This window comes from Paenibacillus sp. NPDC057934 (genome assembly GCF_042887565.1).
Lineage (GTDB): Bacteria > Bacillota > Bacilli > Paenibacillales > Paenibacillaceae > Paenibacillus_AQ.
Window position 1 is genome coordinate 275945 of sequence record NZ_JBHVPB010000005.1, and the last position, 17034, is coordinate 292978.

The following is a 17034-nucleotide window of genomic DNA, read 5'->3' on the forward strand; positions in this document are numbered from 1 at the left end:
CGTATGAATAGAAAAACATCCCACCTTTGAATTTGAATGGTGGGATGTTTATTTGAAATTCTGGTTTTACATTTAATTAGTCCCCATTAAAAAGTGAAAATCATGCTTAACACTAAAACGATGAGTTGATTTTCCATATTTGTTGAATTTATATCGAATATATCTTGAAACATCCTCTTCATGTGTTGACAAGATAATTTGCTTGTCATCAAACTCATTTCTCAATAACTCTGTAAGTGAGGCCATGTTAATTTCATCCATTGCTTGAACAGGATCATCAATTAATATTAGCCCTAAGCCAGTATTTCCGTAAACCTTATTAAGAGATAGAGTAAAGGAGAGGACTAGTGCAGATAGTTGACCTGAACTGAAATAATTTACTGCGTCATGTTCACTAAAATCATGGGAAACAAACTTAATAGTTTTCGCTTCTCCATTTTTACTTTCTTTGATAAAGATACCTAGACCCTTCTGATAATATTGGATTATTTTACCACTATAAATATAAAAAGGAATTTCTATATCTTTCATAATTTTATTCCAATGTTGCTTAATTGCTCTATCGTATTCATCAATAATTTTTTTCAATTCTATGTTTTTCTTTACTATAGCATCTCTTTTATCTTGTAGTTGTTTAAGAGCTATTGTAACTTTGGATAGTTCTATGGCTCTTGACGAAAAGAATATATGATCAATATATTTGATTTTATTAGTGATATGATCTTGCTTGATTTCCAACACCTGATCGCTGTTTTCACTAAAGATGTCCTTATATATTCTTTTGAAGTCAATGTGTTGTGAGCCTTTAGAGTCATAATTATCTTCAATTTGATACCTCAATTTAAGGAGCAAATCCGTAATTTCACCGACAATGGTTTGAATATTTTCTATGAGTTGTCTGTCTTTTGAGCAAACCTCTATTATTGAGATATTTTTCTTAACGCACCATGCAACAAAATTTTCATATTTGCTTTTATTTACTATATTTTTTTTAAAACGTTCTATAAAATCATCGTCAATTAAATTTTCCTTCTTATTAAGATACTCACTAACCCAAAATAGAGCATTAGTCAAATGATTATCAAACAAAGTGTTGAATAACTCATCTAACCGATTGTTGGTGGACGTATATAAGGATATAAAAAGATCTTGTTTTTTGTTGATTTCCCCAAGTAATTCTTGATAATCAAACCAAGCTGCGCCACAAAGCGGACAGTTTTTTGCATCTATTGTATCGTGTTTATCCAAGAGTTCTTTAAATTTAAGAGAGACTTGATCTCGTGAAAGATTTAATTCTCTTATTAAGTTTTCAAGATCACTAGCATTGGATTTTTCAATTTGTATTTCCTTAAGTAATGCATTAATGGTTTCTAAATTAAGAGGAACATCAAAAAATTTAATCATATCATTTGTAATAGATTTCACAGGATTTTTTAAAAATGAATCTCGAGAAAATTTTGTTCTAAAATCTTGTAGTGATTTCTGTTTTTCATGTAACTCCTTTATCGCTTCATAGCTTTCTAAGTGATGATAAAATAAAATGGTTTCCTTAATTAAATCTTTTTGTTTTATAAGATTATCTATTTGTGTATTGCTTTTAGCTTTGATAAACATGTCGAAATGCCTCGCGAAATCGCCAATTAATTTAATTTCATCAATAATGTGATTATAGGCATCGCGGTTTGTAATTGTAGGGGACTCAAGATCCCAAGGTTTTGGGTTTTCAAGATTACTTAATAGTTTAAAATATGGTTGAAGGTTATCATTACTAGTATTAGCAGATGGGACAATTTCATTAAGTTTTGATATTTCGCTATTTTTCTCTTTTATTGATTTGTTTACCTTAGTTAATTCTTGTCGTAAAGTTAAGTGTAAATCATTAATTGACTTTCTTTGGTCTTGTTCTACTTTGGTATCAAATAGATGAGATATTGCATCCATACGATCCTTGGCCTTTTGTTTCAAAAAATAAGTATTATCTTCTTGCTGTACATAATAAAACAAATTATAAAAACGATTTATATCTTCTACACTAAATAAATCATTAATATAAGCCTGATCAATAGGAATATATTTACTTTCTTCACATTCAAATGATTCTAATAAAAATGTATCAAAGTTAAAAAGATTATCCGCCTTGTATGATTTTTCTGCTTCATTAAATTTTTTAGAAATAGTAAAACATGAGCCGTCGCTTTTGTTAACGAATTTGATTTTCAGTTCACATTTTTTACTTGGATCTTTACGTAACAAGTCCTGTTTGTATGTTATACGACCATCGTCCAACAAAATTCTTTTTATTTTCCCAGTGAGAACTAATTCAATAACATCGAAGATGGTAGTTTTACCGAATCCGTTAGGCCCATCAAGCATGATTAAATCATACCCGTTCCAACTTAAAGATTGAGTTAATTTGTCAATTAATTTAAAATTTTCAATATGGATTCTCTCTATGTGATAATTATTCATTATTTTTCACTCCAAGCCATTGAGATAACAAACGTGCTTTTTGTTCAGGTGAAAATGTTGAAGAATTCAGGCTCACTTGTAATGAAAGTGCACTTTTTCTAGTATCATTAAGTCCGAATTTATTCAAACGTTCATCTATATCATCAGATAAGAGGTTGAGTTCCTCATTAAGGCCCCTATAATTTATAAAAGGCAATTTTATGAATAATCGAGTTGTTAAGCTATACGCAGTAAGTTCAAAAGGGTATTTTTTAAAGTCATGAAAACTATCTCTGTTATTAATGAGAGAATATAAAAAAGGCAACAGGTCCTGATCTTCTCGCAATTGATTAATTTGCTCTACTTCAACATCACCATAAACTAAAACGAGTGATCTAAATTGATAGGGGTTTTCTTCAAGTTCGAAAATATTTCTGTTGAGCTTTTCATTGATTGATAAACTTGCTCTTTTCAGAGCAATAATAATAGTAAGGTTTTTATCCATTCGACGATCATAACCTTGATCTAAATTTTTCATTGCACTGTAATATTGATGTAATCGATCACTCAATTCATTAAATTTTAAATTTTCCTCATCCTCAAAAACAACTAGGAAATAATTAGCTTTATTCATTTCAGTACTGGAGGCTAAAAAACCAGACTGCTCTTCTAAAAATAAGGGCTTGATAATATTAAAGTTGCTTTTGTTAAATAACTCGGATAAAAGTTTTTCCATTATTTCAGTTCCTCCCTGGCTATGTTAAAAGGAATCATTCGAATTTGTTTGATTCTCATGAATTTTTCATACTCAAGGCCTTCGCCATTAATTTCATCGATTTCTGGGATTTCCTTTGTGTATCTGAAAGCTGTTTTTTCTAGAGATTCCATAGACAGATAAGATGAGATCATTACATCCACCTCATGTAGATCATCGATGTCTGAATTCAGTATTATTAGTGATGCAATTCTTCCTTTCTCATACTCATCAATTTCGTTGTCATCAAAAATAGTAGTTGGCCTGTCATTTAGAGTTGTAGGTAAATAAGTTATATTTTGTTGAATGCTGTTTTTTTTCATAAACATAAACTTATCATCTTGTAAAGGTTCACTAAAATTAAATAGTGATTTTAGAAAAGGATCGTTAAGTCCTTGTGTCGGGATTAAACCATGAAAAGTACTTAAATTAAGTTCAGATGCATGTACATTAGGACTCCATTTTTTACAGAGTCTTAAAAAAGACAAATCATCCATTCTCATGATTTCCTTGGAAAAACTAACTATTCTTTGATAAGAAGATAATTCTGAATATTGTTGTTGATGCTTATACAAAAATTGCTCGCAAGAAGAATAAAAAAGCTCTTTAAGGTGAGATATGTAGTAAGATTTTGAGGGCTCTTCATAATGTTTATCTAATAAATTTATAATGTGTGAAAAAGAGATCGTTCTATCTATATTGGCAATCCCTAACTGTAATGATTCATGTCTTAATGTAATATGATGATCTATAGAGGCTAACAAAACGAAGTAAGCTCTCTCTACATGTTCATTACCGCGTGAGAGGCCGCGTTTAGAATAATACAATCGTATCTGGTTTAATATCATTTGTTTAATATCACTTAGGTTACAAAATGCTTCATTATCGTATACATATAAGTCAAACTTGTTGAAAGCGTTGTCGTAACCGTTGCAATCATTAATGTATGCATAATAGTCATAAGGACTAAATAAGGTTTCTGAATTGGAAGTTGAAGGAGCAACAGCATTAGAGTATGCTTCTTTCAATTTTTCTTTAATGGGGAGTTTTTCTGAAGTATGCAGATAACATTTTTTAATACTTTCAAACATAAGACTTTTACCTAGTAGAGTCCATACTGCATCTTTGTATTCACTGGGGGCAGTTGAACTATATGTCTTTACTTGGTGAATTTGTATGGGTGATTCGTTATGTATTATAGAGAAATCCTCTAGATATTCTAGTTCTAGCATGTATTCATTTGAGTTGGTCTCGTTAAGTAAAAGATCATTAATCATTGAAAGGGTGGAATACAATGCAACTTTTCCTTGGTGACTATACCCGTTCCAACTGTTCATGGCATCGTGATAGGCTGTTTTCATAATTTAATACCTCGACTATTTGGTTTAATTGGTACTATTATACTATATGCATTCTACAAAAAATCACATTTTCCTCCCTTTATTTTGAACATTAGGGGGTTTTTCTTTATTGAGAATTCTTTGACTGGTTATAATCTAAATTTATTTATTGAGCTAACGATTATAGAGGGGAGATATTAAAAGAAAATAAACTATTAGGCCACTGAATATGTGGTTGGGAATCGACTTGGAAATCGTAGTGAATACCGGAATACATAGCTCCAAAGACGCCTGTGTAAGCCGGAAAAACCTATTCTAAAACAGCTGGGAATTGTAGTTTAGTCTGCTCATACATCTTTGAAAGAGACTCATATTGTCAAGAGTTGGTTTACTCATATTATGAAAGGGTAGGATAGTTCTAGTGTGTGATATTGTACGCATTAGTAGTGTATATATTTCTAAGTAAGAAAGATTCAATGTTTTCTGGGGACTGTGCATATGTAAAAAGTTACTTTATCGGAAATATCCGGTGAGGTCGCTCTTTTGTTTACTGTCCTTATTGATGGATGCAATCGTTTCAAATACCCGCGAGTACACATCCTTAACGTTCGTATCATTCACAATGTTATTATAAAGTCCACCCCCCAATCCTGACGCGCCATGACTGGTGGATCTCCACCGGGTTGATCCTCAGGGTGCAGCAGAAATCCGGAAATATACATACCGGTATCTATGTCTGCAAAAGTATCATATTCCACATCCTCAACGGCATAAATCGCGGTTGGCTTCTTGGATTCCACGAAGAAGATGGGAGGCCCCGTCTCCATGTACATTTTTGCATATTGACCTTTGGCGGCTTCGCGAAGATGTTCCTTTATAATGAAGACGGCGTCATAATGGGACGCAAGCTCAGCCCCTCTTTTCAAATCCTCAAAAGTAATCTCTGTGAAGGTCACATGCCTTTCTCTCAAGATCGGCGGGTCGCCAATGACTGCCAGATTTAAGCTTTGCCCACGGTATATCGGTGTATCAACCGATTGCTGAATCATCTCAAACGTACAGCCAGCCAGCAGCACAACCAGCGATGCCAAGAAAAGTATAAGTTTACTTGCTTTCATAGCATTCATATTCCTAAAAGCTCCTATCCAGTTATTGTTGTAATGATATTCCATTATTTCACTTAAGTTTATAGGATACTATAGAATGTAATTGCCGCGTATGCTATAGAGCTGAATTTGACGTACATCCCCGGTGCTGTATATATTAGGTGGCAGACCCCGAAGACTTGAGTCCATAGGGGCGATTGGAGGCACGAACTAAGGATGTTCAAAATATTCATTATTGAAGACGACCAAGGGCTGGTAGCTCTGCTCCAGGACTACTTACATAAATTCGGTTATGAGACACAGGCCGTGCACAATTTCGAGACGGTACGCGAGCAGTTTGAGGTGTTCGCTCCGCATCTGGTGCTGCTGGATGTCAACCTGCCTAAATTCGACGGGTATTACTGGTGCCGCCAGATTCGTGGCATCTCTACTTGCCCGATATTGTTCATTTCGGCAAGAGCGGGCAAGATGGATCAGGTGATGGCACTGGAGAACGGCGCGGATGACTACATTACGAAACCCTTCGATTATGAGATTGCTATGGCCAAAATAAAAAGTCAGCTTCGGCGCGCCTATGGTACTTATGCGAGCAACCTTAATGACCGGATTCTTACCGTCTCCGGTCTGACGCTGGATGTGGAACGGCTGGTATTGTCCCGGGGCGATGACCGAACGGATCTCAGCCATACGGAGGTCAAGATTTTGGACGAGTTGATGCAAAAAGCCGGAGCCATCGTCACCCGTGACCGCTTGCTGGAGAAGATATGGGATGATCAGGTGTTTGTCGATGACAACACGCTTAACGTCTACGTTACCCGGGTCCGTAAAAAACTAGCGTTGCTCGAGATCCATGACGGCCTGCAGACCGTGCGCGGTCAAGGCTACCGTCTGACGCCGAACTGGGGGAATTGGGAGTGAAGCTATTTTTACGGGAGCAAAAGACATTGATCCTCGTATATCTGACCCAACTTGCTGTCATTACACTGGTGTACAGACTGGATGGAGGCAGTGACGTCAGTGTCAGTGTATATGCTGATATCCTCAGTACTTGTCTGCTGCTTGCCTACCTCGGTTTCCGTTACATCTCCAACCGTACCTTCTACGAACGGATGACTGCACGGCCTTCCACGCTGGACGAAACGGGCGGCCCGTCACAGGATACGCCGCTGGCTGATAGCTTGCGCGGGCTGTTAACCCATCAATTCCGCCTCTATAAGAATGATCTGCATAGTTACCGCCATAAGCTGGAGGAGCATATTCATTTCATCAATCAATGGGTTCATGGCATGAAGACCCCGTTGTCCGTCATTCATCTGATTATTCAAGATAAGGATGGCCCACCTTTCACAGCGATTGGAGACGAGTTGGACCGTTTGCGGAAAGGACTAGAGACTGTGCTGTATACAGCACGACTGGATACGTTCGAGCATGATTTCTATGTCGAGCAGTTGGAACTGCAGACAGTCCTGCGACGAATTACCTCAGAGCAGAAGCGACTGTTCATTCGCAGCCGTGTGTATCCGTCTATAATGGTAGACGACAATATTGTGGTGACTTCGGACGAGAAGTGGCTGTCCTTTGTGCTGACCCAAGTTATTACCAATGCTGTCCGGTACACGGTAAAGGAGGGAGCAGTCATTCATTTTGCAGGTTATTTGCAGAATAATAGGGTAGTACTGGATATACGTGATGAAGGGGTAGGCATTCCGCCGGGCGATCTGCCGCGGGTGTTTGACCCTTATTTTACTGGCGTAAACGGCCGGAATTTTCAGGAATCCACCGGGATGGGGCTGTACCTGGTTAAGCAGATTTGTACCAAGCTCGGTTATGAGGTAAGTATCATTTCAGAGGTAGGGAAAGGCTCAACCGTACGGATAGTATTCTAACCACCTTACAATTGTGTAAGGTAACTGTAAGTTTCAGAAATAGCTGGGGCCTGTGACGTGTTTGTATAATAAAAGCATTCCAGGCCACGGAAGGAGCGGCGGCACTTGCCCATACTTGAAGTCAATAATTTATCCAAAATTTATGAGGGCCAAGTGTCCACGCATGCGCTGAATCATATCCGGTTTGCTGTGGAAAAGGGCGAATTTGTCGGTATTATGGGACCCTCAGGGAGCGGGAAAACGACCCTGCTGAACGTGATCGCCACCATCGATCAGCCTACTTCCGGTGAAGTTTCGATTGGTGGACGAGACCCTAATTTGCTCAGCAGACAAGAGAAGGCCTTGTTCCGCCGTCATGAGCTGGGTTTTGTATTTCAACAGTTCAATTTGCTCGACACGCTCACCGTGGAAGAGAACATCATTTTGCCGTTGACACTGGCTGGCGCCTCTGTCCTGGAGATGGAGAGCAGGCTGCTGCAGGTATCGGAAGCGCTCGGTATCGGACATTTGCTCAAGAAGCGGACATACGAGATTTCCGGCGGACAAATGCAACGGACAGCCATCGCCCGCGCTATGATCCACCGACCTACGCTGATTCTGGCTGATGAACCTACAGGCAACCTGGACTCCAAAACATCGGGCGAAGTAATGGGTATGCTGGAGCAGATCAATGCTTCGGAGGGAGCGACAGTACTGATGGCTACACATGATGCCGTGGCTGCGAGCTTCTGTCACCGGGTGATTTTTATCAAAGACGGACGATTCCACAGCGAGATGTACCGGGGCAGCAGCCGGGCCGCTTTCTTTCAGAATATCATTGACATGCTGTCGCTTCTGGGAGGCGCGGGCCATGACCTTTCGGCAATTCGCTTATAGAAATGTAATTCGTAATAAGCGGAAGTACGCCGCCTATTTTGTCAGCAGCTCGTTCTCGGTGATGATCTTCTTTCTGTGCGCCCTGTTTATTTATCACCCGGCTCTGTCCAAGGATCTGATTTTCAGTACCGCAACGCAAACGATGATGGTGGCTGAAGGGTCTATTTTTGTGTTTTGCTCCCTTTTTGTCCTCGTATCGGTGGGTTCGTTCCTGCAATCCCGCAAGAAGGAATTCGGTATTCTTCTGATGCACGGGATGACGAAGCGACAGCTGCACCTGATGGTCTTTTTGGAAAATATGATGATCGGCAGCGCGGCAATTTTCACCGGTACCGGGCTGGGCTTGTTGCTTGGCAAGCTGTTCCTGATGATCGGCTCCGGCTTCCTTGGCATTCATTCGCTTTCCTTTCATCTGCCCTGGCAGGCCCCGGTGCTGACCATTTGCAGCTTTGTGCTGTTGTTTGGTTTGATCTCATTGTGTACTTTTGCGCTAACCGGCCCTGAGGACCCAATGCCGCTGTTCCAGGGTGAAGGCAAGCATGAGGAAGAACCTAAGGTCTCTGTCATACTTGTGCTGCTGTCAGCAGTGTTCCTGATCGCTGGCTACGTTATGGCCGCCACAGTGCGCGCGGCGTTGGTAGATGTCATTATGTTCCCTGTCGTGGTCATTACGGTCGTTGGAACCTATCTGTTTTATACCCAACTGAGCATCTACATTGTGAAGCTGCTGAAGAGAACCCGGCGTTTGTATTGGCACCGGATTAACCTGATCGCACTCTCAGGCCTGTCCTCCCGCTGGAAAGAGAACGGACGCATGTTTTTCATCATCACGATTATTTCGGCTGTGTCTTTCACTTCTGTTGGTGTATTTGCTTCCATTCAGACGTTGACTCGGGAACTGAAGCTAAATTACCCGGCAGCTGTAGGCTATGTGGCTAAAGGTACGGAAGACGCGGCAGAAACAGAGCAGCACCTGGATAGTATTCGCAGGGAGCTCGAAGGCCGTGGTCTGACCTTTGATACACTTAGTATTCCAATTAAATATGCAGAAGTGGAATCACAGACCGGACCGGATCGGACACGGCTGCTACCCCTGATCTCATACAGTCTTTATAAGCAGGCGCTGCTGAAGGCTGGATTCCGTTCGTCCGAAAGACCGCTTGAGGGTCATGACGGGCTGGTCATGATCGCTTCCCAGCGGGATCGCAGTCTGACTAGCGAGCGAGTCAAGGCTACATATACACTGCGGCAGGGAAACTCAATTCGCGAGGTCGGCTACACGGAGGAAGTACCGATTGCGAACCATCTGCTCCCGGCACTGGACGGCGTCGACGGGGGTGACTTTAGCGGCATTGTGGTCAGTGATGAGTTGTATGCCGCTATCCGCCCCGTGCAGAATGATAAGTATACGGGATTCTATGTATCAGATTTGCTGCGGACGGTTGGGATTGCGACCGATCTTTCCGTCAAGGGTAAGAGGACATACACGGCTGATTATCCCTATGCCATTGCAGTCAGTGGCACATTGTTTGAGATTCACAAGACTCTGTACAGTACAATGCTGTTTGCTTCTTTGCTTGTGGGCACCGTCTTTTTCATTGCAGCTGGAAGTTTTCTTTACTTCCGTCTGTACATGGATCTCGATTATGATCGTCTGCAATATTCCACCCTGGCCAAGATGGGATTAACGGACCGGGAACTGGACCGGATTGTGACCGTTCAGCTGTCCCTGATGTTCTTTGTGCCGATTGGACTGGCTATGCTGCACAGCCTATTTGCTTTTATTGCCCTGCAGCGCCTGTTCTACTTATCGATCGTGATCGAGACTGGAGCGGTGCTGGCGGTTTATTTTGTCGCGCAGGTATTATACTTCTTTTTCATCCGAAGTCGTTACCTACGCAATCTGAAGAAAAATTTAAGGAGGATCTGACATGGACCTGCTCATGATTATTAAAGCAATTATTCTTGGCATCGTCGAAGGTATAACCGAGTTTGCTCCTGTATCCTCTACAGGCCATATGATTATCGTGGATGATATGTGGCTGCAATCACAGGCGTTTCTGGGCCAACATACAGCCAATACTTTTAAAGTTGTTATCCAGCTAGGCTCGATCCTGGCAGTTGTGGTTATTTTCTGGAAAAGATTTTTTGATCTGCTCGGCCTGAAGCGGTTTAGCCGTAAAGAAATGCAGCCTGTGCCGGATGGACAGCCACAGCAGCCTTCCGGTGAAGGAGGGCATCTGAAGCTTCGTATGGTGCTGATCGGTCTGATTCCTGCCGCAGTCCTGGGCTTACTGACAGAGAATTATATTGATGACCATCTGTTCTCGACGGCAACTGTATTGATTGGTCTCGTTATTGGTGCGGTATTCATGATTTGTGCCGACCGTTTCGCACCGAAGAAGGTCCAGACCGAAACGGTCGATCAAGTGACCTATAAGCAGGCGCTGGGTGTCGGGTTGATGCAGTGCTTTGCCCTCTGGCCAGGCTTTTCCCGCTCTGGTTCCACTATCTCCGGGGGCGTACTGCTGGGGATGAGCTACCGGGCAGCTGCTGACTTCACGTTTATTATGGCCGTGCCGGTCATGGCGGGAGCTACGCTGCTCTCTTTAATGAAGAACTGGCAATACTTCACGATGGAGTCCTTGCCGTTCTTTATCGCGGGCTTCATTAGCGCCTTTGTCTTCGCGTTGCTGTCGATGCGTTTCTTCCTGAAACTGATCAATCGGGTCAAGCTGATGCCCTTCGCTATCTACCGGATTGTGCTTGCGGCAGTGGTGTATATTATTTTCTTCTAACTGGCTATAAGGATTCCGTATAACTGTTACACTCATAATCTATTGCGGTTTACTTGGTATTCCAGTATGATGACGTTATATTCATTCCCGAAACTGAATAACGGATACAGGTGCCTGCCGGATGCTAGACATACCGGATGGCTTAATAGGGAAGTTCGGTGCAAGACCGACGCGGTCCCGCCACTGTAACGGAAGAGTCTTCAGCAACCCTCGTCACTGGCAGCATATGCTGTTCGGGAAGACGGCTGAAGATGTAGACGCCGCAGCCAGGAGACCTACCTGTTTCGACAGCACAGCTTTACCTACGGAAGATAGGACGGTGTTAGACCAGCTACCAGTATGTATAATACTAGGGCGTCTTTCCCTCTGACTTCTTTCAGGGAAAGACGCCTTTTTTGGGTATAAAACATGACGCATATAGATTATTAGTGAGATAAGGGAGGAACCTAGGAATGACGCAAACAGTAAAAGTAAGTAACCTCGGGTACCCGAGAATCGGGAAGAACCGTGAATGGAAAAAGAACCTGGAGACCTTCTGGTCCGGCCAAAAAGATGAAACTGAATTCCGTTCCGAAATGGAAAGAATCCAGCTTGAGCATTTGCAAACACAAAAAGAAGCCGGTATTGATCTGATTCCGGTCAATGATTTCACATTCTACGACCATGTGCTGGATGCAGCCGTAATGTTCGGCATCGTGCCTCCACGGTATGAATACGATGGCGGAGACATCGGCCTGGATCTTTACTTCGCAATGGCTCGCGGTAACGCTACTGCCACTGCATGCGAAATGACCAAATGGTTCAACACGAACTATCACTATATCGTTCCAGAGATCGGCAACCAAACGCCGCGTCTGACTGAGAACAAGCCGCTTGCCGCATACCGTTTTGCCAAAGAAAAAGCAGGGATCGAAGGGAAGCCGGTTGTCATCGGCCTTTACACCTTCCTGAAGCTGTCCAAAGGATTCCAACCCTCTGAAAAGGCTGAAATCGCGAAGCGTTTCCTGCCTGTATATGTACAACTGCTTCAAGAGCTGGAGCAAGAAGGCGTGAAGTGGGTACAAGTAGACGAGCCTGCAGTTGTAACTGGGCTTACAAATGAAGATATCAGCCTGCTTGAGACGATTTATGCAGAAATCGCTGCTGCTGTGCCAGGATTGAACATCATCCTGCAAACCTACTTCGAAGCTGCTGAACCGCTTGAAGCGCTGCTCAAACTACCTGTACAAGGTCTGGGTCTGGACTTCGTACACGATGGCGGTACGAACCTTGAATCGATCGAGCGTCTGGGCTGGCCGGAAGACAAGATCCTCGGCGTTGGTATCATCGACGGTCGTAACATCTGGCGCTCCGACTTGGATGCTAAGCTGGCACTGCTGGACAAGCTCGCGACTCATGTTAGCTTGGATCGTGTGTTCCTGCAACCATCCTCCAGCTTGCTGCATGTACCGGTAACCGTAGAAGGCGAAGACAAGGTTAAATCCGTAATCAAGAATGCTCTGGCATTCGCGAACGAGAAGCTGGTTGAACTGAAGCTGATCAGTTCTGCACTGGAAAACCGTGATGCTGTCGCTGTCGAACTGCAAGCTAGCCGTGATGCGCTTGCTACCTTCCGTGCGCTGCCTGAGCGCGGCCGTGAAGATATCGCTGCAGAAGTGCGCAAATTGGCTGAACTTCCTGCAAACCGCAACCTGCCATTCGCAGAGCGCGTGAAAGTACAACAGGAGAAATGGAACCTGCCATTGCTGCCAACAACAACGATCGGCAGCTTCCCGCAAACACCGGAAGTTCGCCAAGCACGCCTCAAATGGCGCAAAGGTGTATGGAGCCAAGAACGTTATGATCAATATGTTCGCGATCAAATCGACGAAGTCATCACATTCCAAGAGAAGCTGGGATTGGATGTACTCGTACACGGTGAATTCGAACGTACAGACATGGTTGAATTCTTCGGTGAGAAGTTGGCTGGATATCTGTTCACTCGCAACGGTTGGGTGCAATCCTACGGCTCCCGCTGCGTGAAGCCGCCAGTAATCTATGCTGACGTTGCTTTCATCGAGCCAATGACGGTTAAAGAGAGCGTTTATGCACAATCTCGCACCAAGCTTCCGGTAAAAGGCATGCTGACTGGACCGGTTACGATCCTGAACTGGTCGTTCGTCCGCGATGATCTAAGCCGTGAAGAAGTTGCGAACCAAATCGCAATTGCACTGCGTCATGAAGTGAAGGCGTTGGAAGATGCTGGTGTTGAGATGATCCAAGTGGATGAGCCAGCGATCCGTGAAGGTCTGCCGCTCAAGCCAGAAGACCGTCAGCATTACCTGGATTGGTCGGTTAAAGCGTTCCGTATCTCCACTTATGATGTCAAAGACACGACTCAAATTCATACGCATATGTGCTATAGTGAATTCAAAAACATGATCGGTTCCATTTCTGATATGGATGCCGACGTTATCTCCATTGAGACTTCCCGCAGTCATGGCGAATTGATCGTGAGCTTCGAAGAGCAGGATTACGATAAAGGCATCGGCCTTGGCGTATATGATATCCACAGCCCGCGTGTCCCAGCTGTAGAAGAAATGACAGTCAACATCGACCGCGCTCTGCGTGTATTGGAGCCAGAATTGTTCTGGATCAATCCAGACTGCGGACTCAAGACCCGCGGATGGGCAGAAACCGAAAGCGCCCTGCGCAACATGGTTGAGGCCGCTTCGATCGCAAGAGCGAAGACTAGCCCAAGCAAAGCATAAATACAGTGCTGTAAGCTATGATATTGCAGCGGAAAAAGATAACCAGCAGGTTTCCCTTCGCGGGAGACCTGCAGTTTTTTGCTATTGGGGAGTTTGAATTGGCTTAGTTCGCTCAGGCGATCTTCGCTGGCTTGAGTTAGGTCCATGTAATAGGAGAGCGAGTGCATGTAGTAGATAAGCAGGAGTATGTGTCAGGTGAGCAGGGGCATTTAGCAGACAAGCAAAAGCCTACTGTATGTTAGCAAGGACTGTACAACCGCAAAGGTGTCCCATACGCCTTCTGGCTTATGAGACACCCTCATTATTGTGGATTATTTTTTTAACGATACACTTGATAATAATTCTCATTCTTGATAGAATAAATGAGAAAAGAAGGAACCGTGGAGGGTTCCTTCCTAGTAGACTTACTTGCTCTCGAATGTTTTACAATCTGTTTCTTCCGCACGTGTTGGCTCGCTGGAGCTGTGGAAAGCAACAAAGATGGAATCAGCCTGACATTTATTCTCCTCTGCCCAGTGGGTGCAGGAGTTGACTTCACAGATTACGTCTTTTGCCATAAGGGTTTCACCTCCCCTTTTGTAAAATGACTGCATCGTTAAATGGAATGCACTGCTCGGCAAGGTGGAGCTTGTCCGAACAGAACCATGCCCTGATCCTAACGGATGTGAGGGTTTTTGGTGTTATTTGTCTGTTAAGACACCGTAATTGTACCAAACAAACGGACTGTTCGCAAACAGAAGCATCCTGATCAGGATGCTTCTGTTTTTGTTTTTACTGACTCTTATATCACTTTATGCAAAACTTTTTAATAACATGCAACTTTCCAGCTTCTGGAATCGTCTGGGTAGAAAGAAGTATTCTACTAAAATATGGGGGTATGGCGATGCGGAAATGGGGGTTGTATGGGATATGGTTATTGATTCTGGTTATTGTTGTCACGGGCTGTGGCTCGGCTGACAAAAACAGCAGTAATAATAAGGCTGCGGATTCCGGAACGACTAGCTCTGAAAGTAAATTTGACAGTGAGGCGCTGATACAAAAATCTGAGATAGCGGACAAGTCTATGTCTAATGTTTCTGCAGATTCGGACGCTAAAGCCGAGGGCGGATCAGGAGACGGTAGTCCGGACACCGCAGGAGATTCTACAGCGTTGAATACCAGCAAGGCTGGTACCGGGTTTACAGGCAGTGACGTAGTGACCGGTCTGAACAAAAAGCTGATCTATCGCGCCAATCTGAACATGGAAGTGGATAACTACGCTAAGGCCCAGACTGAGGTTCGTAACATGGTGACGCTTGCCCAAGGCTATATTATTGAGTTCAACGAAAATATGTCTGAATACGAGCAGGGTGGTACTTTTATTATGAAAGTACCGGCATCTGGCTTCTCTTCTTTTCTGAGTAATCTTGAAAAAGTGAAGCATGCGAAACTCCAGCGTAGTATCCAGGGTCAGGACGTGTCAGAAGAATACGTAGATCTTGAATCCCGGTTGAAGGCTAAGCAAATGATGGAAGCCCAATATAGCGAATTTATGAAAAAAGCGACCAAGCCCGCTGACCTCGTCGCGTTTGCCAACGAACTGGGTTCCATCCAAGAGGAGATTGAACGGATCAAAGGGAGAATGCGTTATATTGACCAGAATGTTTCGTTTTCAACTGTAGAGCTACGTTTGTACCAAACGGACGAAAGTTTAGATGTGCAAAAGAAAAAAGGTCAGGATCCACTTGGCACACGCGCATCGCAGGCCCTGGGCGGCAGTCTGAATGCGTTGTCCATTACCTTTCAGTGGATTGTGGTGATCCTGGCCGGTGCTCTGCCAATATTAATCGGTGCAGCACTTATTCTGATTATAGTCCTAACCTATCGTAGAAGAAGACAGCGCCGCCAGGGTGAACAATCTCCATTGATTCGGGAAGCGAATCGACAGTCGGTGGGGACGCGACCGAATTCGCCAGAAGTCCAGCAGCCGTCACCGCAGGTTCCGCAGAAGCAGGCGAAAGCAGATCAGTCGCAACCGGAAGATGTGCAGGCGCCACAGGGCGGTGCTGATCCTGCTGATGATCGTGAGATTGACAACCAGGATAAGAAGTAAAGTGTGCGGGTGAGAAATTTGTATCTGGAACGTGAACCTGCTTCATTTGATTGATGAAGCTAAATGGAGGTAGAAGGTAATGCGTTTATTGAAAGAACCAATAAATATATAAACAAGCAATCAAGTGTATCGAGCATAAGGATCAGTTCGTGAAGAACAATCGGATGAGAATAACCAGAGTCGTTATAAGCGAACAATGCAGTCCGAGTGGACATAGATGAGCAACCAGAATAAGTTATTTAGAGACCAAGCAGCAAAGCAAGTTAGTCGTTTGGGAGACCAAACAGCAAAGCATGCTGAGGCGATATGGCAGTGCTCACTTGAGAATTAACAGGACGGAGTCCCGTTAATTTGTCTTGGATCGCTAGGTTTTGGGAAATAACAGGAAAACATCCTGTTATTTCTCCCGATTATGCGATTAAATTCACTTTGGGCAGAATTAACAGGAGATAATCCCGTTATTGTGTGAATATCTGGAGAAATGTTTAAATTAGCAGGAGAATTTCCAGTTAGCAACCAGCGCGGGACGATATCAGCTTGTACATTTTGGGCAAAAGCCAGAAGTGAGTAACGGGAATTAGTGACGAGCATTAGTAGTGAAAATTAGGGATGAGAACTAGTAGTAGAAATTAGAAACGGGAATTAGCAGCAGGTGTTAGTAACGAGCATTCTAGTTAGATTTCATTGTTGGGCAACAGATATTCCTTATTTCTTTACTATTTCCATTAATGGTTTACACAGCAAGACCAAAAGAGCCGTCAAGTCTCACGTATTCCGTGAAGCTTGGCGGCTCTGTGCTTTGATATTATTGTAAGGAGCACAGGTGCTGGTCAGCTAAGCGTATTTGAGCTCATTTGACGGTGTTACATAACCAGCAGAATAGTTCCTGAACTTATCTTTTGAAGACTTTAGCTATTGCTGATAACTCGAACTCATTACTCGTTCTGAGACTCTTGTTCGAACCCGTATTAAGCTCCAATCCAA

The 17034-nt window shown here is 43.2% G+C and carries 12 protein-coding genes and 1 riboswitch; of the genes, 7 read left to right on the top strand and 5 right to left on the bottom strand.

Annotated features, from left to right (window positions below; genetic code table 11):
• Positions 1 to 72 precede the first annotated feature (72 nt).
• From ACFVRY_RS13610 to ACFVRY_RS13625, 4 genes are all read right to left on the bottom strand, one after another.
• Positions 73 to 2469, bottom strand: a complete 2397-nt coding sequence (locus ACFVRY_RS13610) for an ATP-binding protein (RefSeq protein WP_387500719.1) — start codon at positions 2467 to 2469, stop codon at positions 73 to 75.
• Positions 2462 to 3184: an ABC-three component system middle component 1 gene (locus ACFVRY_RS13615; RefSeq protein WP_387500720.1), complete on the bottom strand. Its 723-nt coding sequence runs from the start codon at positions 3182 to 3184 to the stop codon at positions 2462 to 2464. Before ACFVRY_RS13615 ends, ACFVRY_RS13610 begins: the two co-directional genes overlap by 8 nt.
• Positions 3184 to 4563, bottom strand: coding sequence for an ABC-three component system protein (locus tag ACFVRY_RS13620; protein WP_387500721.1), 1380 nt, complete (start codon positions 4561 to 4563; stop codon positions 3184 to 3186). Before ACFVRY_RS13620 ends, ACFVRY_RS13615 begins: the two co-directional genes overlap by 1 nt.
• A gap of 596 nt (positions 4564 to 5159) precedes the next feature.
• Positions 5160 to 5669, bottom strand: a complete 510-nt coding sequence (locus ACFVRY_RS13625) for a hypothetical protein (RefSeq protein WP_387500722.1) — start codon at positions 5667 to 5669, stop codon at positions 5160 to 5162.
• A gap of 195 nt (positions 5670 to 5864) precedes the next feature.
• On the opposite strand from ACFVRY_RS13625, the gene ACFVRY_RS13630 reads away from it, so the two are divergent.
• The 6 genes from ACFVRY_RS13630 (at position 5865) to metE (ending at position 13958) form a co-directional block, all read left to right on the top strand.
• Entirely contained in the window at positions 5865 to 6566 is a 702-nt protein-coding gene (locus ACFVRY_RS13630) for a response regulator transcription factor (protein WP_387500723.1), read from the top strand.
• Positions 6563 to 7534: a sensor histidine kinase gene (locus ACFVRY_RS13635; RefSeq protein WP_387500725.1), complete on the top strand. Its 972-nt coding sequence runs from the start codon at positions 6563 to 6565 to the stop codon at positions 7532 to 7534. The genes ACFVRY_RS13630 and ACFVRY_RS13635 overlap by 4 nt, the downstream gene beginning before the upstream one ends.
• Positions 7535 to 7639: 105 nt before the next feature.
• The gene (locus tag ACFVRY_RS13640) at positions 7640 to 8410 is read left to right on the top strand and encodes an ABC transporter ATP-binding protein (protein ID WP_387500726.1); all 771 of its coding nucleotides are present in this window, start codon (positions 7640 to 7642) and stop codon (positions 8408 to 8410) included.
• Entirely contained in the window at positions 8385 to 10340 is a 1956-nt protein-coding gene (locus ACFVRY_RS13645) for an FtsX-like permease family protein (RefSeq protein ID WP_387500727.1), read from the top strand. The genes ACFVRY_RS13640 and ACFVRY_RS13645 overlap by 26 nt, the downstream gene beginning before the upstream one ends.
• Before the next feature lies 1 nt (position 10341).
• Positions 10342 to 11208 carry an undecaprenyl-diphosphate phosphatase gene (locus ACFVRY_RS13650; protein ID WP_387500728.1) on the top strand — a complete coding sequence of 289 codons (867 nt, stop codon included), beginning with the start codon at positions 10342 to 10344 and terminating at the stop codon, positions 11206 to 11208.
• A gap of 91 nt (positions 11209 to 11299) precedes the next feature.
• Positions 11300 to 11505, top strand: a riboswitch (cobalamin riboswitch).
• Between the two features lie 155 nt (positions 11506 to 11660).
• Positions 11661 to 13958, top strand: a complete 2298-nt coding sequence (gene metE, locus ACFVRY_RS13655; protein WP_387500729.1) for a 5-methyltetrahydropteroyltriglutamate--homocysteine S-methyltransferase — start codon at positions 11661 to 11663, stop codon at positions 13956 to 13958.
• 404 nt (positions 13959 to 14362) lie between these two features.
• Here the strand turns inward: metE and ACFVRY_RS13660 are convergent, their stop codons facing one another.
• A complete protein-coding gene (locus tag ACFVRY_RS13660) occupies positions 14363 to 14515 on the bottom strand; it encodes a DUF1540 domain-containing protein (RefSeq protein ID WP_083205020.1) in 153 nt (50 codons plus the stop codon).
• A 326-nt stretch (positions 14516 to 14841) separates the two neighbouring features.
• Between ACFVRY_RS13660 and ACFVRY_RS13665 the strand changes: the two genes are divergently transcribed.
• Positions 14842 to 16050, top strand: a complete 1209-nt coding sequence (locus ACFVRY_RS13665; protein ID WP_387500730.1) for a DUF4349 domain-containing protein — start codon at positions 14842 to 14844, stop codon at positions 16048 to 16050.
• Positions 16051 to 17034 lie beyond the last annotated feature (984 nt).

Excerpts from the sequence above, each read along its gene's own strand:
- ACFVRY_RS13650 (WP_387500728.1), top strand. The coding sequence starts at position 10,342 with ATGGACCTGCTCATGATTATTAAAGCAATTATTCTTGGCATCGTCGAA.
- ACFVRY_RS13610 (WP_387500719.1), bottom strand. The coding sequence starts at position 2,469 with ATGAATAATTATCACATAGAGAGAATCCATATTGAAAATTTTAAATTA.
- ACFVRY_RS13660 (WP_083205020.1), bottom strand. The coding sequence starts at position 14,515 with ATGGCAAAAGACGTAATCTGTGAAGTCAACTCCTGCACCCACTGGGCA.
- metE (WP_387500729.1), top strand. The coding sequence starts at position 11,661 with ATGACGCAAACAGTAAAAGTAAGTAACCTCGGGTACCCGAGAATCGGG.
- ACFVRY_RS13645 (WP_387500727.1), top strand. The coding sequence starts at position 8,385 with ATGACCTTTCGGCAATTCGCTTATAGAAATGTAATTCGTAATAAGCGG.
- ACFVRY_RS13615 (WP_387500720.1), bottom strand. The coding sequence starts at position 3,184 with ATGGAAAAACTTTTATCCGAGTTATTTAACAAAAGCAACTTTAATATT.
- ACFVRY_RS13630 (WP_387500723.1), top strand. The coding sequence starts at position 5,865 with ATGTTCAAAATATTCATTATTGAAGACGACCAAGGGCTGGTAGCTCTG.
- ACFVRY_RS13625 (WP_387500722.1), bottom strand. The coding sequence starts at position 5,669 with ATGAATGCTATGAAAGCAAGTAAACTTATACTTTTCTTGGCATCGCTG.
- ACFVRY_RS13620 (WP_387500721.1), bottom strand. The coding sequence starts at position 4,563 with ATGAAAACAGCCTATCACGATGCCATGAACAGTTGGAACGGGTATAGT.
- ACFVRY_RS13665 (WP_387500730.1), top strand. The coding sequence starts at position 14,842 with ATGCGGAAATGGGGGTTGTATGGGATATGGTTATTGATTCTGGTTATT.